General features: G+C 55.8%; 20 protein-coding genes. 1 reads left to right on the top strand and 19 read right to left on the bottom strand.

Features of this window, described 5'->3' with window-relative positions:
- Positions 1–36 precede the first annotated feature (36 nt).
- On the top strand, positions 37–1,089 hold the full coding sequence (locus M9H61_RS10620) for an aldo/keto reductase (RefSeq protein WP_068518409.1): 1,053 nt from the start codon (positions 37–39) through the stop codon (positions 1,087–1,089).
- A gap of 112 nt (positions 1,090–1,201) precedes the next feature.
- On the opposite strand, the gene yghX is transcribed toward M9H61_RS10620, so the two are convergent.
- The 19 genes from yghX to M9H61_RS10525 all read right to left on the bottom strand — a co-directional run bounded on the left by yghX (position 1,202) and on the right by M9H61_RS10525 (position 20,066).
- The gene (gene yghX, locus M9H61_RS10615; RefSeq protein ID WP_068518410.1) at positions 1,202–2,089 is read right to left on the bottom strand and encodes a YghX family hydrolase; all 888 of its coding nucleotides are present in this window, start codon (positions 2,087–2,089) and stop codon (positions 1,202–1,204) included.
- 250 nt (positions 2,090–2,339) lie between these two features.
- A complete protein-coding gene (locus M9H61_RS10610) occupies positions 2,340–3,293 on the bottom strand; it encodes a D-2-hydroxyacid dehydrogenase family protein (protein ID WP_250280386.1) in 954 nt (317 codons plus the stop codon).
- 35 nt (positions 3,294–3,328) lie between these two features.
- Positions 3,329–4,558: a beta-ketoacyl-ACP synthase gene (locus M9H61_RS10605; protein ID WP_250280385.1), complete on the bottom strand. Its 1,230-nt coding sequence runs from the start codon at positions 4,556–4,558 to the stop codon at positions 3,329–3,331.
- Positions 4,555–5,280 (bottom strand): 3-oxoacyl-ACP reductase FabG, encoded by a 726-nt coding sequence (gene fabG, locus M9H61_RS10600; RefSeq protein WP_068517007.1) that lies wholly within the window; start codon positions 5,278–5,280, stop codon positions 4,555–4,557. The genes M9H61_RS10605 and fabG overlap by 4 nt, the downstream gene beginning before the upstream one ends.
- On the bottom strand, positions 5,277–5,783 hold the full coding sequence (locus M9H61_RS10595; RefSeq protein ID WP_250280384.1) for a hotdog family protein: 507 nt from the start codon (positions 5,781–5,783) through the stop codon (positions 5,277–5,279). Before M9H61_RS10595 ends, fabG begins: the two co-directional genes overlap by 4 nt.
- Positions 5,780–7,006: a beta-ketoacyl-ACP synthase gene (locus tag M9H61_RS10590; RefSeq protein WP_250280383.1), complete on the bottom strand. Its 1,227-nt coding sequence runs from the start codon at positions 7,004–7,006 to the stop codon at positions 5,780–5,782. Before M9H61_RS10590 ends, M9H61_RS10595 begins: the two co-directional genes overlap by 4 nt.
- Positions 7,003–7,638 (bottom strand): DUF3261 domain-containing protein, encoded by a 636-nt coding sequence (locus M9H61_RS10585; RefSeq protein ID WP_250280381.1) that lies wholly within the window; start codon positions 7,636–7,638, stop codon positions 7,003–7,005. The genes M9H61_RS10590 and M9H61_RS10585 overlap by 4 nt, the downstream gene beginning before the upstream one ends.
- On the bottom strand, positions 7,623–8,852 hold the full coding sequence (locus M9H61_RS10580; RefSeq protein ID WP_250280380.1) for an NAD(P)/FAD-dependent oxidoreductase: 1,230 nt from the start codon (positions 8,850–8,852) through the stop codon (positions 7,623–7,625). Before M9H61_RS10580 ends, M9H61_RS10585 begins: the two co-directional genes overlap by 16 nt.
- Entirely contained in the window at positions 8,852–11,191 is a 2,340-nt protein-coding gene (locus tag M9H61_RS10575) for an MMPL family transporter (protein WP_250280378.1), read from the bottom strand. The genes M9H61_RS10580 and M9H61_RS10575 overlap by 1 nt, the downstream gene beginning before the upstream one ends.
- Complete coding sequence (locus M9H61_RS10570; RefSeq protein WP_250280377.1) at positions 11,191–11,913, bottom strand: hypothetical protein; 723 nt, start codon at positions 11,911–11,913, stop codon at positions 11,191–11,193. The genes M9H61_RS10575 and M9H61_RS10570 overlap by 1 nt, the downstream gene beginning before the upstream one ends.
- Positions 11,910–12,317, bottom strand: coding sequence for a thioesterase family protein (locus M9H61_RS10565; protein WP_250280375.1), 408 nt, complete (start codon positions 12,315–12,317; stop codon positions 11,910–11,912). Before M9H61_RS10565 ends, M9H61_RS10570 begins: the two co-directional genes overlap by 4 nt.
- Positions 12,314–13,873: a histidine ammonia-lyase gene (gene hutH / locus M9H61_RS10560; protein WP_250280374.1), complete on the bottom strand. Its 1,560-nt coding sequence runs from the start codon at positions 13,871–13,873 to the stop codon at positions 12,314–12,316. Before hutH ends, M9H61_RS10565 begins: the two co-directional genes overlap by 4 nt.
- Positions 13,863–15,572, bottom strand: coding sequence for a glycosyltransferase (locus tag M9H61_RS10555; RefSeq protein ID WP_250280373.1), 1,710 nt, complete (start codon positions 15,570–15,572; stop codon positions 13,863–13,865). Before M9H61_RS10555 ends, hutH begins: the two co-directional genes overlap by 11 nt.
- Positions 15,569–17,296, bottom strand: a complete 1,728-nt coding sequence (locus M9H61_RS10550; RefSeq protein WP_250280372.1) for an AMP-binding protein — start codon at positions 17,294–17,296, stop codon at positions 15,569–15,571. Before M9H61_RS10550 ends, M9H61_RS10555 begins: the two co-directional genes overlap by 4 nt.
- Complete coding sequence (locus M9H61_RS10545) at positions 17,293–17,898, bottom strand: hypothetical protein (RefSeq protein WP_250280371.1); 606 nt, start codon at positions 17,896–17,898, stop codon at positions 17,293–17,295. Before M9H61_RS10545 ends, M9H61_RS10550 begins: the two co-directional genes overlap by 4 nt.
- Complete coding sequence (locus M9H61_RS10540; protein ID WP_250284994.1) at positions 17,879–18,127, bottom strand: acyl carrier protein; 249 nt, start codon at positions 18,125–18,127, stop codon at positions 17,879–17,881. Before M9H61_RS10540 ends, M9H61_RS10545 begins: the two co-directional genes overlap by 20 nt.
- A gap of 2 nt (positions 18,128–18,129) precedes the next feature.
- Positions 18,130–18,390 (bottom strand): phosphopantetheine-binding protein, encoded by a 261-nt coding sequence (locus M9H61_RS10535; protein ID WP_068516994.1) that lies wholly within the window; start codon positions 18,388–18,390, stop codon positions 18,130–18,132.
- A complete protein-coding gene (locus M9H61_RS10530) occupies positions 18,365–19,393 on the bottom strand; it encodes a 1-acyl-sn-glycerol-3-phosphate acyltransferase (RefSeq protein ID WP_250284993.1) in 1,029 nt (342 codons plus the stop codon). Before M9H61_RS10530 ends, M9H61_RS10535 begins: the two co-directional genes overlap by 26 nt.
- Positions 19,299–20,066 carry a beta-ketoacyl synthase chain length factor gene (locus tag M9H61_RS10525; RefSeq protein ID WP_250284991.1) on the bottom strand — a complete coding sequence of 256 codons (768 nt, stop codon included), beginning with the start codon at positions 20,064–20,066 and terminating at the stop codon, positions 19,299–19,301. Before M9H61_RS10525 ends, M9H61_RS10530 begins: the two co-directional genes overlap by 95 nt.

Genomic DNA, 20,066 nt, shown 5'->3' with positions numbered 1-20,066 from the left:
AAAAGTTTTCGTCTTTGATAAATGCAGGAACCCACCATGGAATACAGAACCCTTGGCCGATCCGGCTTGAAAGTCTCAGCCATTTCAATGGGCACATTCACCTTTGGCGGGCAGGGGCCGTTTGCCATGGTCGGCAAGCAGGGCGTGCCCGAAGCACGGCGTCTTGTCGATTGCTGCATTGATCACGGCGTGAATGTTTTTGATACCGCCAACATGTATTCGACCGGCCTGTCCGAACAGATTCTTGGCGAAGTTCTTGACGGGCGGCGTGATCAGGTTCTGGTGACGTCAAAGGCGCGCATGCGCATTGGCGACGGCCCCAATGACGAAGGTGTCAGCCGTTATCACCTGATCCGTGAATGCGAAAAGTCGCTGCGCAATCTCAGAACCGATCATATCGATATCTATTACATGCATGAATGGGATGGTGTCACACCGGTCGAAGAAAAGATGGCGGCCCTTGATACCCTCGTGACACAGGGCAAGGTGCGCTATGTCGGCTGTTCGAACTATTCGGGTTGGCACATCATGAAATCGTTGCAGGCATCCGAACGCGACCGTCGCGTCCGGTTCGTCACGCAGCAAATCCATTACACCCTTGAAGCCCGCGAAGCGGAATATGAATTGCTTCCGGTTTCGGTCGATCAGGGGTTAGGTGTTCTGGTCTGGAGCCCGTTGGCGGCCGGTTTGCTGAGCGGTAAACACACCCGCCAAAATCCTGTTGCAAAAGGGTCAAGGCAAGAGGCGGGCTGGACCGAACCACCCATCCGGGATCAAGGACGTTTGTGGGATATAGTTGACGTCCTGATCTCGGTGGGTGAAAAACACGGCGTTGAAGCCGCACAGGTCGCACTGGCCTGGTTGCTGACGCGCCCGGCGGTATCTTCGCTGGTTGTCGGTGGCAGTTCCGAACAGCAATTCATCAACAATTTCCGCGCGATTGACCTTAAACTTGATGAAGATGACCTGACCCGTCTGGACAAGGTCAGCCAGCCGCCTTTGATCTATCCCTACTGGCATCAGGGCCAGTTTGCCCGCGACAGATTCAGCGACGGCGACTGGGCCCTGCATAACCGGGCAGGCGACTAAACCGCCCCGAATTTCCCAATGCGCACATGATGAAACACCGTGACCGGTTGATATCGGTCACGGTGTTTTTTTTGTCTGTGTCGGGTCTGGTTGGTCCGTCAAACGGACCGACCTATTTCAGGTATTTGTTGAACCAGTCGATGGTGCGTTGCCATGCCAGTTCGGCGGCTTCCTTGTCGTAGCGCGGTGTGGAATCATTGTGGAAACCATGATTGGCGCCGGGATAGATATAGGCCTCATATACCTTGTTATTGGCTTTCAGGGCTTCTTCATAGGCCGGCCAGCCGGCATTGATCCGTTCATCAAGTTCGCCATATTGCAAAAGGATCGGTGCCTGAATGCGCGGAACATCGGCGGCATCAGCCTGACGGCCATAGAACGGGACAGCAGCACCAAGATCGGGATACGCAACCGCAGCCGCATTGGCGACCCCGCCACCATAGCAAAAACCGGTAATGCCGGTTTTCCCGGTGGTGGCTTCGTGGGCGGTCAGGAATTCAATGGCCGCAAAGAAGTCATTCATCAGTTTGGTCGGATCGACGGTACGTTGCAATTCGCGACCCTTGTCATCATTGCCGGGATAACCGCCAACCGATGTCAGACCGTCCGGGGCAAGGGCGATAAAGCCCGCCTTGGCGACCCGGCGTGCGACATCTTCGATATAGGGGTTAAGCCCGCGGTTTTCGTGGACAACCACAACACCGGGAACCTTGCCCGTGACATTGGCCGGTTTGACCAGATAGGCGCGGACCTCGCCATGGCCATTGGGGGACGGATAGGTGATATATTCGGCAACAATGTCGGGATCGGTGAAATCAACCTGATGGGCCATTGCGTAATTCGGGCTCATGGCATTAAGGATGGCCAGTGCCGTCATGCCGCCAACCGCATAGCGGCCCGCACGATCAAGAAATTCGCGCCGGTCAATCATTCCATGCGCGTAAAAATCATATAGTTCAAGCAGTTCCGGCGAAAAGTCCTTGGCAGTCAGACGTTCCATCATGCGCTCCTGTCCTGAGTGACACGGGGATTGGGGGGCTGGTGGTGACGGTAACAAAGACAAATCAGATCAACGCACGTCGCAGCAGGGGGCGCTGTTTTGCGTCCTGGCCCCTGCGTGCGAATGATTGTCATCTATCCTGATTTTTTCACAAGTCACAAACGCGCTATCACGGTCAAAAAGTAACCGTGGTCACATCAAGATCCCGATCCGTCCGGGCAAGGGGCGGCAGATATCGTTCGCGATGATGCTATGATGGAAGAACCCGGATCGGATCACCATTGATCCAGGCCAGCACCGCCTCAATCGTCTGGCCATAAAACACATCCCAGGTATGGCGGGTGACATAGCCCAGATGCGGGGTCAGCAACAGCTTGTCGCATTTGCGCAGCGGATGGGCAGCCGGTAGCGGTTCCTGATCATAGACATCAATACCTGCGCCGGCGATTTCGCCCTGGTTGACGGCATCAATCAGGGCAGCGTCATCGACAATCGGCCCGCGTGATGTGTTGATCAGAAATGCGGTTTTCTTCATCTGCCGGAATTCTTCGATGCCGATCAGGCCGCGCGTGCGGTCTGAAAGACGCTGATGGATGGTGACGAAATCGGCATCGCGCAACAGGGCTTCCTTGCTGGGTTTGTATTCAACACCGACTTCCTGACAGCGTTCCGGTGTCAGGTTGGTGCTCCATGCGGTGATGTGCATGTCAAAGGCCTGGGCGATTTTGGCGATTTGCGCCCCAAGCCGGCCAAGGCCGATAATACCCAATGTCGATCCGGCAAGATCCTGACCCAGCCCGATCTGCCAGCCGCCACTGCGCATCGAGGCATTTTCACCCACAATATTGCGTGCAAGTCCCAGCATAAGGGCAAATGCCAGTTCCGGTGTCGCGGTTGATGGTGATTCCGTCCCGCAGACCGTAATCCCGCATTCATGGGCGGTTGCCACATCAATTGCCGCATTGCGTTTGCCCGACGTGACGATCAGTTTCAGATTGGGCAGGCTGCGGATCAGGTCGCCGGAAATCGGTGTGCGTTCGCGCATGACACACAGGATATCAAACGGCATCAACCGGTCACGCAACGCATTCTTGTCGGTGATGGTGTCATGAAAGACCGTAATCTCGCCATGTGCCTTGACAGCAGACCAGTCAGCCGATTGCAGGGCAAGTTTTTGGTAGTCGTCAAGAATGGCAATACGCATGGTCGGGTGTCCTGTATGGGATAAGGTCAAATCATTTATATTCTGGCGAAAATCAGCGATGTATTGATGCCGCCAAAGGCGAAATTGTTGCTCATCAGATATTCGGCGGAAATGGTACGCGGTTCGGAGCGGATATAATCAAGATCGGCACATTCCGGGTCGGGCGAAACAAGATTTGCGGTCGGCACAAAGGTTTCGTCCCGCATCATTTCCAGGCCAAGCCATGCTTCGATCGCACCGCACGCCCCCAGCGTATGGCCGAAATGCCCCTTAAGGGTATGGATCGGAATGGCACGGTCAAATACGGCACGGGTTGCCTTGCTTTCGGCAAGGTCACCATGATCGGTCGCGGTGCCGTGACCATTGACGATATCGATATCGGCCGGCGACAGTAGCGCATCTTCAAGTGATTTGCGCAGGGCAATTTCCATCTTGTCGGCTTGTGGCTGGGTGATATGTGCGCCGTCGGAGTTTGAGGCAAATCCGACAATTTCGCCAAAGATGGTCGCACCACGGGCAACTGCATGTTCGTATTCTTCAAGGATCAGGGTTCCGGCACCTTCGCCAATTACCAGACCATCTCGGTTCTGGTCATACGGGCGCGGGGTAATGTCGGGCTGATCATTATTGTCGCTGGTGGCAAACAGGGTGTCGAACACCGCAACCATGGTCGGACAGAGTTCTTCTGCCCCACCGGCAATCATGACATCCTGCATGCCGTATTTGATGGCTTCATAGGCATAACCGATGCCCATGCTGCCCGATGTACAGGCGGTCGATGTCGGGATGATGCGCCCGCAAATGCCATACAGAACCCCGATATTGACCGCTGATGTGTGGCTCATCATCTGGATATAGCTGGTGGCGGTGATGGCGTTGCTGTCACCGGTTTCCATCAACCGGGTGAAACCCAGGACCGGCGGGGTGCTGCCAAATGACGACCCATAGGCAATCCCAAGGCGTCCGCCCTGCAAAATTGACTTTTCATCGCGAAGACCGGCGATTTCAAGCGCCTTGTCCGTGGCCGCAACCGACATCTGGGCAACGCGGCCCATGCTTCGCAACTGTTTGCGGGTAAATTTGCCTTTAAGGTTAAAGCCTTCTACCGGGCCGGCAAGCCGGGTACGAAGATCATATTTCCCGTCCCATTCATCCATGCGCCGGATGCCGGTTTCCCCGGCATTCATGCGTGCAGAAATGGTTTGCCAGTCATCACCAAGTGCGGTGATCCCGGCCATGCCGGTTACAACAACCCGTCTGGTCATAGCATCCCCCCGTTCACACTGATGACCTGGCGGGTGATATAGGATGCATCGTCACTGCACAGGAACGCCACAGCGGCGGCGATTTCGTCTGCCGTGCCGTAACGGCGCATCGGGATCATTGCCTTGACCTCGTCTTCCGGCAGGTCTTCGGTCATCCGGGTTTCGATGACGCCCGGTGCCACGGCATTGACCGTGATCTTGCGTTTGGCCAATTCAAGCGCCAGTGATTTCACCGCGCCGATAATCCCGGCCTTGGAGGCGGCATAATTGACCTGTCCGCGATTGCCCGCCAGTCCGGCAATTGACGTCAATGCGACAATGCGCCCGCCTTTGCGGCGCTGGATAATCGGCATGATCACGGGTTTGATCACATTGTAAAACCCGTCCAGATTGGTGTGCAGAACACTGTCCCAATCATCATCTTCAAGGGCCGGAAATGCGGCATCGCGCGTCAGTCCCGCATTCAGGACAACCCCGTATGGTGCGCCATGTTGCGCAATATCGTCTTCGATGGCGGTGCGTGTCGCATCACGATTGGCGATATCAAAACTGATCAGACGCCCGCTGCGTCCCGCGGCCATAACATCATCAAGAACCGATTGCGCACCATCGCGGTCCGAATTGTAATGCACGATGATGTCAAATCCGTCACGGGCAAGGCGTCTTGCAGTGGCGGCACCAATGCCCTTGCTGGCACCGGTTACCAGAATGGTCTGTGTCATGGCTGTGTCGTTTCTTGGTTGGTGGTCGTCATGGTGTCTTCGGGCTGATCCGGGGCAGATGCCGGCTGGAAGACATTGATCTGGGCGTTGACCAGAACGGTTTCACCGTTTCTGACCTCGCCTTCGAAGACGCCCATCTGGTCATCTTCGAAAATGTTTTTAACAAAGATATCAAGGCAACTGCCCGCAGCAAAGCCGTCGCAGGCCAAGGTCATCTTGCGTGTCCCCAACAAATAGCCGATGCGCGGCGGCGTGGTCGGGTCGGCCTGTTTGCCGCGCCAGCCACTATAGGCGGCGACGGCCTGGGCAATATATTCAATGCCGACATAGGCTGGAACCCCGATGCCGTCTTCGAAGAACATGCTGTTTTTATGAATGCGAACACGGGCATGCAGCCGGTCAGGGTCGGCAGAACATACTTCATCAATCAGCAGCATCGGGGCTGCGTGCAGGACAAGTTCGTCAACCGGTGGCATCAAGGACGGGGTGTTATGTGCAGTCATGATGACGGACCAATACGGTTAAATCCCCGCCCCAGAATGACGGATACATTGCTGCCGCCAAAGGCGAAGGAGTTGCTCATCATTGCAGATTGTTCAGCCGGTGCAAGTCGTTGGCCGACAGTTTTGACAAGATTGATTTTCGGGATGTCCGGGTCGGCTACGCCGTCCCAGATATGACGGGGCAGCGGGGGGCCGTTTTCCATTTCGGTCAGGGACAGCCAAAGAATGGCGGCCTCAATCGCGCCTGCGGCACCAAGTGTATGACCGGTCATGGGTTTGGTCGAACTGACGGCAATGTCATGATCAAAAACCTGATGAATCGCGCGTGCTTCCATGCTGTCATTAAGCGGGGTCGCTGTGCCATGCATATTGACATAGGACACCGCCGCCGGGGACAGACCCGCCTGATCCAGGGCGGCCCGCATGGCCGCGGTCGCACCGATGCCATCGGGATGGGGGGCGTTGGGATGATGGGCATCGGATGTTTCCCCAACACCGAGCACCGAAATATCCCCCCGGTCCGGGCGCATGACAAACAGGGCCGCACCTTCGCCGATATTGATGCCGTCACGATTGATGCTCAGTGGATTGCAAATCCCCGTTGCAACCGAGCTTAGCGAATGAAAACCCCGAACAGTCAGACGGCACAGGCTGTCCACACCCCCGACCAGTACGGCATCGCAAAACCCGGCATTCATCAGGCGTATTGCCGCGGCAAAGGCCTTGGCACTTGAAGAACAGGCTGTTGAAATCACATAGGCCTGATTTTGCAGACCAAGGGCATCGCGCAGGAAGTCTGCCGGTGATCCGATTTCCTGATGTTCATAGCGGAAGGTGTCCGACCATTTCCCGGTCGCAAGTTTTTCACGATATCCCGACGTGCCTTCTTCGATCCCCGATGTGCTGGTGCCCAGAATGATCGCCACCCGATCCTTGCCGAATGTTGCGATGACATCGGAAATTTCATCGGTGATCTGGTTGGCCGCCGTCCATAACAGGCGATTGTTGCGCGTATCATAGTGGCCAAGATGGTCGGGCAGGGCATCGGGCGGGCTTGTGACGGTGCCAAGGATGGTGCTGGCATCGACCAGATAATCGTCATGCAGGATCATGTCGGCGGGGCGGTCGCCAAACAGGGTTTCTGATGATTGTGCCTTGCCCGATCCCAGTGCCGATACAACACCAAGGGCCGACAGAAAGGCGGGTTTTCCGGTCGCTGTCATGGTGCCATCCGCTGTGAATTGATGGTTAGTGTGTATCCATGGCGCGCGTTATGCAATGTTGCCGTTCCCTGCCAGGGATCGGTTGCGGGACGTGTGACCGTGATCAGGGCATTTTGGGTATGATCGGAATGGATGATCCTGCCTGACGGGGTCTGTTGGATCGTCATGCCGGGGCCAAGTGCATTTTTAACATCGTCAAGCGGCCAGTATGTGACAAACATGTCAGCCAGCAGACGGCGCGCATCAATCCGGTCGGGCAACCAGTCAGCGCGTGTGACATTCAGTGCGCTTTCCGTCCAGTCGATATCAAGGGCACGCCGTCCCAAACCGTCAAGCACCGTAACCATGACGTGGTTGGTGGTGATGGCAATGCGGGCGATAAAGGTTGTGCGTTCCTTTGTTTCAGCCGCTTCCGGATCGGTCCAGGTTGCGCTGACCTGTTGGGCAATATTGATCGGGTCGGCAGCCTTCCATGGATTGGCAGGCAGGGTCAGGAAAACATCGTTTTCACCATCGGGCACCACCAGATCACGGACAGACGCATTTACCGGATCGCCATCCGGGCGATCGGCAAATTGCGGGCTGCAGGCACCGAGCATTGCGGCAACCATGATGGTCAGGACGGATCGCATAGGTCGTGCAACATCTTAAGGTAATGATCGGTTTTGTTTACAAGCGGATTGTCGAGATTCCAGGCGTATCCGGCAAGGATCGAAACAACCATGCGCTTGACCTTGGTGTCTTCGGTCGGCTGATTGAAAATGATGGTCTGAAGTCGCCCGTCATACCACGCGTCGACATAGGAACGAAAGGTCGCAACACCACGTTCAAGCGGAATGGCATAATCGTTTTGCCAATCGACATTCTTGGCATTGTGACGATTGATCAGAACGTTGGCCGCCATTTCGGCCGACTGCATGGCGATGGTGACACCCGATGAAAATACCGGATCAAGGAAGCCCGCCGAATTGCCAAGCAACGCATATCCGTCGCCGAACAGCTGATCGGACTGGGCGCTGTATCCGGCAATCGCATTAAGCGGACGGATCGGTCTGGCATCGGCAAGGATGGTTCCAAGGCGGGTATCGGCAATCAGTTGATCAAAGATCGCCTGTTCATCCATTGATGACCATCGGGGATCCTGATCGGGGAAAATCACGCCGACCGATGATGTGCCGTCCGAAAACGGAATCAGCCAGTACCAGACTTCCTGATGGGTCGGGTGAACCGTGATCAGGATTTTGTTCCGGTCGTGATCGGTTGGCGACATGTTGTCTTGAACATGGGTAAACAGTGCCCGCCGTTCGATGGATTGGCCGGATCGCGCAATGCCCAGCATCCGGGGCAGGACGCGTCCATATCCGCTGGCATCAAGGACAAATGACGCGCGCAGTTTGCCGGTTTCGCCACGGTCATTCTGAAATGTCAGTTGGCAATCGCCATCGGTCAGGCTGGCTTCGGTAACCTTGTGCGCGAACCGGATATCAATGCCCGCGGCAATGGCGGTATCGGTCAGGATTTTGTCAAATCGCGCGCGCTGGACCTGGAATGTGGTGCCCCAGCCTGATGGTTCGAAATTCTTGCGAAAATCGATGGACTGATACAGCGGGCCACGTTCGAAAACCGCACCGTTCTTGAACTGAAACCCGGCCTTTTGAACCGCATCAAGAAGGCCCGCGCGTTCAAGGATGTTCATGCAGTTGGGCAACAGGCTTTCGCCAATGACAAAGCGCGGAAATGTCTGTGCCTCAAGCACGGTGACATGCATGCCCGCATCATGAAGCAATTTTGCCGCCACGGCCCCGGCCGGTCCGGCGCCGATGATCGCAATGTCGCAATCGTGCATTATTGGTGTCCCCTGGATTGCGGGTGGGTGGTGCGCTGGTCGTTGCCTTTATGCCCGGCGCACATCCAGTATGACAGCACCCACGCCGATATCAGCCCGATCGAAATGATGGTGCCGATGGCATTGACCACCGGAACCGAACTTGTCGCCAGAAGCCCGAATGCCAGAACGCTACTGATCAGTGACAGGAACACGGCAAACCGGGTTGAATCCTGTGTGCCGTGTTGGCGGCTTTCGGATGTAAAGATCGCGTAATCCGCGCCAATGGCAAACACCAGAAACAGCGCCATAATGGCAAAGAAATTGATCGTCACACCAAGCACAAAGGCCCCGCTTACAGCACAAAGGATGGCAATCAGCGGTGCGGCCACGACATGCAGCCCGTCAGGAAACCCGTATCGCAACACCGCAACCAGTCCCGCAACAAGCAGCGACACACCAAGCGCGATGCTGGCCCAGACACGGTATCGGGCAAACTGACCGGTGATGGTTTCGCGCGGATTGATCAGGCGGGCCTGCCCGATATGCGATATCGCATCGCGCACCGCATCGACGTCCTTTACCGCACTAAGGCGGATGATAGCGGTTTCACCGCGTTGCAGGCCGGATAATCCGGGAATGGCTGCAAGAATTTCCGGGGCGGGTTCAAGCGGGGTTTGGGTGTCTTGTGGGCTGGAAATGTCCACCGGAATGACGGCCTGTAATTGCGGGCCGAATGGTTCAATCAATTGCGATGTGATCAGGGCGCGGTTGGCGTTCTGGCGGCTGATGGACGGTATGACATCGGACAGGCCAAACAGACTGCCGATACGTCCATCGGCAATCAGCGGACGCAATGCATCGCGGACGGCTTCGCCGGTTTCAAGGCGGTCCTGAATGTTATCGCCATCCACCCGGATGAACTGCGGGTTCCCGACCATGCCAAGGGTCTCGCCAATCATCCGTGCATCGGCAATCAGGGCGTCATCCCCATGGCCAAGGGCGGCGATATCATCATTGGCGGGCAGATAAAATGCCGCCCCAATCAACGCAACAGCCGCCAGAACCAGCATGACATGACGCAGTCCGTTCGATGGCCGAACAGCCAAAAGAACAGCATCGATTTTCTGATAGATCAGTCTGATGGCGGCGCGGTCGCGGATATTGCGGGCCGGCAGGCATGGCAAAATGGTCACCACGGTGACATAGGCGGCAATCAGACCGGCAATCGAATAAACCGATATTTGCGCAAGCAGGATCGTCGGTGTGAAGGCCAATGCGGAAAATCCGCAAACCGTGGTCAAAAGACCCAGTCGAAGCCCCGGCCGAACATGCGAAAGCCGTGTGTCATCCGTTCCGTCTGATCCGGGCAAAACCAGATAATGCAGTGCATAGTCGATGGAAATTCCGATCAGGCTGGCGCCAAAAACCAGCGCAATGGCATGGATGCTGTCAAAGATCAGAACAAGGGCGGTGATACCGGCAAGAAGACCGCTTCCGACGGTCAACAAGGCTGCCAGGATCGGAAGTGGCGACATGAATACCCAAACCACCATTGCAATCACCCCGAATGTCGCAATCATGGCAATGCGCTGGACGTCTGATTTTGCGTGGGTTGCCTCGGACACGGCGAAGAAAATTTGCCCGGTTTTGGCAATCAGAAGGTTGTCATCCGATGCCGTCGCAGCGGCAATCAGGTCATTGGCATGTTTGACCCAGTCGGTTTCAAATCCGCTTGTCCTGACATGCGGGGCAAGGGTGATGATGATTGGCGTTCCATACCGGTCACCTTTGTGCACAAGGCCGCTTTGCCCGATCTTGTCACCGAGTTCAGCCAGAAACGCTGGCAGCAATGAAAACGGATCACTGGCAAGCGATTGCGCAGAGACCATGGATGACGGCGCATAGAGCGATTGGACCGCGCGCCTGTAAATGCGTTGCCCGTCACCATTGGTCAGCATGTCACGGTCTTTTTGCGATAACAGCCCCCCGGCATGATCAAGATAAAACCCATAAAGGGATCTTGCATCGCCGGTTTCAAACCCGGGGACACTGACCGATGCGGTGCCGTCCATGTCGCGGAAGTCTTGGGCAAGGGTGCGGCTTGCTTTTTCAAGCTGGTCGCGGTCGGGATGGGACATCATGATGATGACCTGATTGGCATCACGCCGCAAAAGATCCCGGACAATATTGATGTCGCTTGACCGATCCTGTTGGTCGGCATCCCCGTCATGATGTTCGCGCCCGATAAGGGACAGGATATCACCGTCAATCTTGGCGTTTTGGGCATTGATCTGCCAGAAGGTCAGAACCCCCATAACGATCAGGCACAAAACCCATATGACGGCGCGTACATTCATTATTGTACCTGCCCGGCCAAAAGGGCTGCGATGTCATCAGGAAGTGGCAGGGACGCAGCCGTCTGGTGTGACAGGGTGATTTCGTCATGATCGCCGGTGGGTTTGTCAATCCGGACATGATCGACAAAATCACGGCCTGATGCGGTAATGTGCGCGATCTGATCGGCAATCGGGCGCCCGGCAATCGGGGTCAGTTCGATCTGCCAGGTGCTGGCACTGTCGCCGTCAGTTGCATCATCGGTTTCAGCGTTATTTTCGACGCCCTTCTCAACATCCATTTCAGCAGACCGTTCAGTAACTGTGAAATGTTGGGAAAGTGCATCCCAGTTACCGGAAAGAACGGCTGAAATCAGGGTGATGAACTGATTGAATTGCGCACCATTGGCGATGGTTTCACGGCTTCCGTCATCCCCGATACGGGTGATGCCGCGATCGGTCATGACAGTCACGTCGGGAAACGGTTCACGGTTTTGCCAGACCAGCCCGTCGCCTGGCGACAGGGTAAAGGCCCCCTTTGAAACCAGTGGCTGTTCAAACCCGGCAAGATACCGATCAAGGCGAAATGCACCGGCAAGATACTGATCATCACCGATCTGTTGCAGTTTGGCGGCGGGCAGCGCGGCATCCGCGCGGGCCGATGCCACATGGCCTGTCATCGCCAAAAACACGATCAGGGCAATGTGCAAAATGATCTGCTTTGATGCGGGCAGGAACGTCTTCATTTTCGGACTTCCAGCTTGTCGATCAGACATTGCGGGCTGGCAAACAGCATTTCGCCCGTGGCCTTTTCAACGGCAACCTGAATGGTAAAGCCCTTGGTCAGTTTTTCACCGCTATCAGCATCGCTGATCAGATAGTCGATCTTGAGACGGTTTTCATATTCCTTGAGCGTGGCGGTGATTTTGATTTTTTGTCCGAACCGGCAGGGGCGGACATATTTCACCCGCATGTCGACGATCGGCCACAGATAGCCGCTTTCATCCATTTGCGGATAATTATAGTCAATCCGGTCAAGAAGCGCGCAGCGGGCATTTTCGAAAAACTGCACGTAATTGCCGTGCCAGACCACATTCATCGGATCAAGATGATAGAACTGGATGGTTTCGGTGACGGATGCGCTGATCATGCGATATCCCCGTCATAAAGCGTCCAGTCTCGGTTCTGGATGCGCGAAATCACCAGACGCAAGGTGGCTTCAAGCGGCTTGTCTTCGTCGATGAAATCGATGTCCTGTTTCAGGTGATCAAGGAACGCCACCAGATCCGGGCCAAGCTGCTTTTGCGTGATTTCGCCCGATTTTTCGCGCAGGCGGATGGCCTGAAGGGCGGCGATCAGGTTGGCGGCGACCACCTGTTCGGTCAATTGCAGCACGCGCAGGCAATCTCGCGCGGCAATCGTGCCCATGCTGACCTTGTCCTGGTTATGGCATTCGGTGGAACGCGAAAAGACGCTGGCGGGCATGGTTTGTTTCAATGCTTCGGCCGTCCAGGCAGATGCACCAATCTGAACAGCCTTAAGACCGTGATTGATTGACGCGCGTTCCGCATTCGATCCCGACAGGTTGGACGGCAAACCATGATTGAATTTGGTATCAACCAGAAGCGCCATCTGGCGATCCATCAGATCGGCAAGATTGGCAACCAGCGTTTTCATGCCATCGGCAACAAAGGCAACATGCCCGCCATAGAAATGCCCACCATGCAGGATGGTGTTTTCCCCGACATCAAGAAGCGGATTGTCATTGGCGCTATTGAGTTCGATTTCCAGCGTTTTGCGGAATGTCGGCATCATATCGGCCAGCACACCAATCACATGGGGCGCACAGCGTAATGAATACCGGTCCTGCAAGCGGGCCGGTTCGAAATCATCGCCAAGATGGCCAAGGTCCCCTTCGATCCATGCCGCGATTTGCGCCTGTCCCGGGTGGGGTTTGGCGGCAAAAAGCCGTTTGTCAAAATGCGCCGGATTGCCAAGCAAGCCGATGCTGGCCATTGCGGTAATGCGGCTGGTCAGTTTGCAAAGATATTGCGCCCGGACAAAGGCCTGACACATCAATGCGGTCATCACCGCCGTACCGTTCATGATGGCCAGGGCTTCTTTCGGGCGCAGGACAAGCGGGGGAAGCCCCGCCTGTTCAAGGGCGTCGCGCGCGGTGGTTCTGGTACCGCGATAAAGCACGTCACGTTCCCCGATCAGTGCGGCGGCGACATAGGAAAGCGGGGTCAGATCGCCTGATGCACCGACCGATCCTTCTTCGGGGATCAGCGGCGTGATGTCATGGGCCAGAAGCCCGGTCAGTTGATCAAGCAGATCTACACTTACCGCGGAATAGCCGCTGCAAAGTGATGCCAGCCTTACGGCAAGAACGGCGCGTGCCTGATCCGCGGGCAGGATATTGCCAAGTCCGCAACCGTGAAAACGGCTAAGATGCAGGGGAAGCTCGGCCACCAGTTCTGGGGGCACACGGCGTGAAACGGAATCGCCATATCCGGTTGTCACCCCATAGATATGACCATGTTCGCGCAGTTCCTGATCAAGGAAATCGGCCCCCTTCTGGATGCGGGCGCGAAATTCGCTGCTTCCGGACAGGACGGGGCGGGCGCGTTGCTCGGACAGGGCAATCACATCTTCGATCGTCAGATCGTTTTCGCCAAAAATGATGTTGATGTGATTATTGGTCATTATCAGCCTTTTTCTTCGCCCAGAAGTCATAGAAATTGAACCATTGCAGCGGTTCGTTAACAACAATCTTTTCAAGCCATTGCGCATAGGCACCGGCATATTTCGTGATCGCGGCCTGCCGGTTGGCGCGTGGCAGGATCATCTGATCGGCCAGTTTGTGCCAGGCAATCCGGAATGTCTTGCCCGATCGCCATGCCGCTGCCACATAAACCGGACATTGCAGCAAATAGGCCAGAATGAACGGGCCTTGTGGTAATTGAGCATCTTCGCCCAGAAATGGCGTCAGCACAGTCTTGTCGCGCGCGCCAATCGCAATGCGATCAGCCGCAATCACCACCCATTCGCCGCGATCAACCCGTTCGCGCAACATGATGGCGGTGTCCGGGCCGATGTCGGTTACTTCAATCAGGTCGACCTGGCTTTCAGGGGCAAATTTCCGAAGAACCCGGCCAAACCGGGCCGCGTTTTTTTGATGAAGCAAAACATTGACGCGAAAGTCGCGGTCGCGGCTGGCGATCGCGCGAACCAGTTCCATATTGCCGAAATGCGACACCAGCAGCACGACCGCCTGATCGCGCGGAAGATAGTCAAACAGGCTTTCTGCATCATCAGGAAGGTCAAGATTGCCTTCGCCCAGCTTGCCGCACCATGCGGCAATCTTGTCGAGTGCACTTTCCCCGAACCGCAAGAAATGCCGGAAAGCATTCATTCTGGTCGGGGTGATATTGGCACCGGCCTTTTGGGCGCGGATCAGAAAATCATGCGATGCCCGGCGCGCATTTTTTCCGGTCAGATAGAAATAGAAGATGATGGGCATCATCACAGCCAGACAGAACCGGCGACCGAAATAACGGTACACGGCCCCCAGAAAACGCATGCCCAAATACATGCCGCGTTCGTCGATTTCCGACCAGTGTTCGGACGAGACGGGCGGGCTGTCAAACGCAATATCGCGCTGTCGCGGGGCAAAGGTCGCCCCGCGCCGGAGATAACCGGGCAGTCGCCAGATCATGCCAAAGACCAGACGCGTATGCATCGCACTGATCAGGACATTGTCTTTCCACATCCGGAAATTCGATATGTTGCCGTCGGGATAGGTCACCTTTGTCGGGATGTGGATCACCGGAACACCCCGCCAGTAAAGCCGCACCATCAGTTCGGTGTCGAAATCCATCTTTTTGCCAAGACCTTCGCTGCGCCAGACGGCAAGACTTTGCGCAAGTGGATAAACGCGAAAGCCGCACATGCTGTCGCGGATGGCAAAGGACAATGTTTCGATCCAGACCCAGAAATGGGTGACCCAGCGCCCGATTTTGCGGCCGGTCGGGATGCTGTCATCATAAACCGGAAGCCCGGTGACAAGTGCATCCGGTGCATTTCGCGCAGCGCGCAGCATTTCGGGAATACGATCAAGATCATGCTGACCATCGGCATCGATCTGAATGGCGTGGGTGAACCCGGCCTGATGGGCCAGTTTCATGCCGGTCATGACAGCAACACCCTTGCCGCCATTGTGCGCAAGACGATGGCACAATACGCCATGATCGGGATCATGAAGGTTTGCGACTACCTGACGGGTTTGCGCGTTCGATCCGTCATCAATGATGAAAACGCTCAGATCAAAGGATCGCGCCTTGGCGACGACATCAGCCAGAACGGTGTGGTGATTATAGGTCGGGATCAGCGCACAGATTTTCACGCGATCTTTTCCCCTTCGTCCTTTGCCCCGTCATCTTGCGGTACTCGCAATTTCAGTGTTCCCGAACTGTGCAGATCGTCCTGATCGGAACGGTAGCTGAATTTAAGGCGATGGGCAGACGCATCGAAATCAAGTTCAAGCCGGATCACGTCGGATGGCGTGATGGGTTTGCGGAATTTCAGCTGGCTGACTTCGGCAACATTGCGCGACGATCCAAAAACCGATGCCCCGAACAGGGCGGCCCAATGCAGCTGAATAACGCCGGGTAAGATCGGCTGCCCGGGAAAATGCCCCTTGAAACAGGTCATGTCGCCGTCAAGTTTAAGCGTCAGTGATACGGCATCGCGTTCTTGATTGCGCACATGTTCGGTGACCTCGGGCAAGGCATTGCCATTGTCATCAAACAGGGCACGCAACAGATGAAGCGGCTTTTTGCCCTGGCTGTCGGTGGGCAGGCGATCGACAAACCGCCAGCGTTGCGGCAAGGCGGCGTCTTCTTCGAATTTTGAAAGTTCGCGGCGTAACAGCCGCCCCATGCGAAAACGGCCACGCTTTTCCAGTTCAGCCTTTCCATCCGGTGTCAGGACGGCAACGACGGCAAGCCGCGGATCATCTTCGCGTGCCAGCAAGGCAACCGCATCCTTGATCAGTTCATTACGGCGCAGATGTTCTTCGACCGCGCCAAGCGACACCCGCTTGCCACCGATCTTGACGACACGATCCGCACGCCCCTTAAGGACAAAGCAGTTCTTTTCCCGGTCAAGCATCGCGCGGTCTTCGGTCTGATACCAGTCGTTCCCCGCAATATGGGGCGCGCGGACCCGCAAACATCCGGCATCGTTCAGCCCGGTTTCAAGTTGTGGCAATGGGTGCCAGGGGGCGTTTTCTTGATGCTGTTGGCGCCAAGCAATGCCGCCGGTTTCCGTGCTGCCATAAATCTCGGTCGGGCAGACGCCAAGCATGGCCGTGGCCGACTGTGCTGCTGCGAAATCAAGCGGTCCACCGGAACTCAGCACCAATGCCGGGCGCGGGGCGGTGGCCAGATCAGGATGCAGGTTTTTAAGCTGTGCCGGGCTTGCGACCAGCATATCCCCGGTCTGCATTTCGCCAAGGACCATGTCCCAGAACTGGGCCTGCTGGGTGCAGGTGATCTGTTTGGTCATGACCGGCCAGATCACCCGAAAGATCAGACCGTAAATATGTTGATGGGATACAAGACCGATGATGCGGGCATCATCGCCCATAAGCGGCCGCCAAAGGGGCGACTGGATTGTGATTTCGTCTTCGATCTGGGCCAGGGTTTTGATCACCGGTTTCGGTGTGCCGCTCGATCCGGACGTAAAGAAGATCGCCTGGCATGATGTTGCAGGCGGAATGCCGGGTGTTGCCCGGACGGGCTTGGCGTTCGCGGCGATCAGCAACTGCTGTATTCTGGCATCATCAAGGTGGGTATCGAACTGTTGGCCGATTTCATCAAGATACCCGCTTTTGTCGGTTGCCGGCAGGATCGCGGTTGAACCGGCCCGCCAGACGGCGGCCAGCGCGATCATGAACAGGCGTGTCGACTGGCAATAAATTGAAATGCGTTTGCCCGCATCAAGCTGTGTGGTCAGGCGGTCAATATCTGCATTGATCGCCCCAACCGAAAGCGTGGTGTCATTTTCAAAACACAGTCCGGTATGGGCATTTTGCGGATTGCCGAGATTTGTGAAAAAAACGCTCATGCGTTCTCCTGACCGGTGCTGTCTTGTGTTTTGCGATCATGACGGGCACGCAGAATACGGCGCACCGGCCATTCGCCGACGAACAGGACCGCAATCAGCACATAGGATATCAGCCCGTTATAAAGGGTCCATGTCTCGATACTGGCATAAAGGGCCGTCCAGGCCGCAATGCTGCCATTTGCAATAAAAAAGCCGACCCAGACCGCTGTCAGTATGCGTGTATAGCCGATGGCATAATCGTCAAGTTCGGGGGCGCGCAACCGCGCAAAGCGTTCAATCATCGGACGTCCGACAAAAAGAGACACCCCGAACAACGCCGCAAGCGTTGCAGAAACAATGACCGGATAAAACCGGATTGCCACCAGTTCGCTGGCGATACCCGCACAGGCAAGGATCGCTGCAACCAACAGAAAGGTGATTGCCTGCACGCGCTTGCCACTGCCAAGAAACAGCGCCGCACGCAGCAACACAGCCGCAATCAGCACAATCAGAATCAGGCGCGGTGAAAAGACCGATAATCCGAAATAGACCAGTACCGGATAGGCAATACCCAGCATCGCAAGCAGTATGGCACCAATGCGATTAGGAACTGACCAGGTCATGAATTTTCTCGACCACGTCATCGACGGTTCGGACCGATTTGAATTCAGTTGCCGGGATTTTCTTGCCGGTCAGTTCCTGGAATTTCACAATCAGATCAACCGCATCAATGCTGTCGAGATCAAGGTCATCCATCAAATGGGCATCCGGGGAAATGTCTTCGGCCGGAACTTCGAACAACTCGACCAGATAGGCGTGCAACTGGTTATAGATTTCTTCGCGACTATGCATGTTTACGCCCCTTTCTCTGACTGGATGAAGGTCGCCAGATTGCGTACAGAGGCAAAATGCGTTTTGACGTTTTCGTCTTTGGCATCAATGCGCACATCGTATTTTTTCTGAAGCGCGACGCCAAGTTCCAGGGCATCGATGGAATCAAGGCCCAGCCCATCAACAAACAGGGCTTCGGTGCTGTCGATATCGTCGACCTGCACATCTTCAAGATTAAGGGTCTCGATGATGAAGGCTTTAAGTTCTGTTTCCAGCGAAGTCATGTTTCAATCTGCTCAAGATATATTCTTTGATGAACCGGGTCAGCGCGCGCGATTGCTTCGCCCGCGGCAACCCGGGATCATGTATGTCGTTAAATAAGATGGGGGGATCAACTTCCAGCCGGAATTGGATTTTGGACGGCGGAATACGATACCACGGGACCCCTTTTTTCAACGTATCGTGATTACAGTGTACAACCACAGGAATCAAGTCGGCTTGTGTCTCTATCGCGATGTTTGCAGCCCCGCGCTGAAGCTTGCCGAGCTTGCATTTCGGCGGGGTCCGGGTGCCTTCGGGAAAGATCATGATATTCGCCCCGGCGGCCAGATGATGACGGGCTTGAACAATCAAGTTTTCCGGATTGTCGTCATTGCGGATGAAACCTGCTGCGCGCACCACCCCGAACAGGAACGGGTTGCGAAACAGCTCGTGCTTGACCACGCACTGGCATCTGTCCATCCGTGACAGGATCATCACCACATCAAGCAGGGTCGGGTGATTGGCAATGATCAGTGCGCCGCGCGCAGTGCGCAAACGATCAACATTATGTGCTTCTACACCGGCGACCCCGGTGATATCGAGCATCCAGGTAAACAGCCGAAATCCGCGGCAAATGACAAATTGCGCGTATTTGCGGCGTCTGGCGCGGTTTTGCAGAACCACCATCATGGCCGGAAAAATCGTAAGTGCCATCAACAGCCCGCCAAGCCCGAAACTGCAAAAGGCAAATCCGGTGGCAAATAACCGCCAGTACCAGTTAATCCCACGGGCCTGACGGGACGGGGTTTTGCTGGTATTGCTGGGCTTGTCCGGGTGCGTGTCGCGCGTCGGTCTGGCGCCCGTCACCGTTTGTTCGGGCGCTTGCGTGCGGGGATGATCCGGGGCGTCGGGGTGCTGGGCCAGGGCGGGTTTAGTCATGGCGTGTGATGGTCCAGGCGCTTGATTTTCCGGTAATACGAATATCGTTCTGACGTGACGATAAAAGATCAACCAGTGCCTTGCCATGGTCAATGGCGCTTGCGGGCGAAAGCGTGCTGCGTTCGTCTGTGGTCAGGTTTTTGAAACGATACAGCTCGCCATCATGATCGCTATTGCGATCGCCATTTTGCGGATCAAAACGGATGGCAAGTGCCATGCCCTGATCGGACTGTGTAGTTTGATCATTATAGATTTCCGGCAAGGGAAGATCGACAAAACACAGAATGACCGGCCGTGCATCTGATGCAAGTTGCGCAAGTGTTTCGGTCAGTGCGGCAATCAGGCTGTCATCCCCGGCGGAAATGGCCGTATGGCTTTCGGTGATCGACCAGTTGATGGATGCCACCCCGATAAACGCATTATGGACCGACATGCTGAAATCGGCGGGGGAAACGGCATCATCGGTAGCAACCTGATGAAGGAGTTTGACCGTGCGGTCGATATTGCCGTGGCGCGAACAGAAAACGATGCGCGGATTTTCGGTGGTCTGGAGTGTGTGGGACAGCACCTCGGCGGCGGCGCGACCAAACAGGTCCAGTCGCCGCCGCCAGGCTGGTTTGATGCTGCGCGCCAGTTGGCCGGGATCCGATGGTTCGGTTGTGATCCGGGGATCCCCGTCACCCTTTGTGGTCAGGGTGGCCTGACCATCGGTATTTTCCCAAAAAGCCCAGCAGGGCAGGCAGGCGCAAAGCAGCGTCAT

The sequence above is a fragment of the Thalassospira sp. GO-4 genome, from assembly GCF_023588965.1.
Classification (GTDB): Bacteria; Pseudomonadota; Alphaproteobacteria; order Rhodospirillales; family Thalassospiraceae; genus Thalassospira; species Thalassospira povalilytica.
This window is presented reverse-complemented; position numbering and strand designations above follow the sequence as displayed.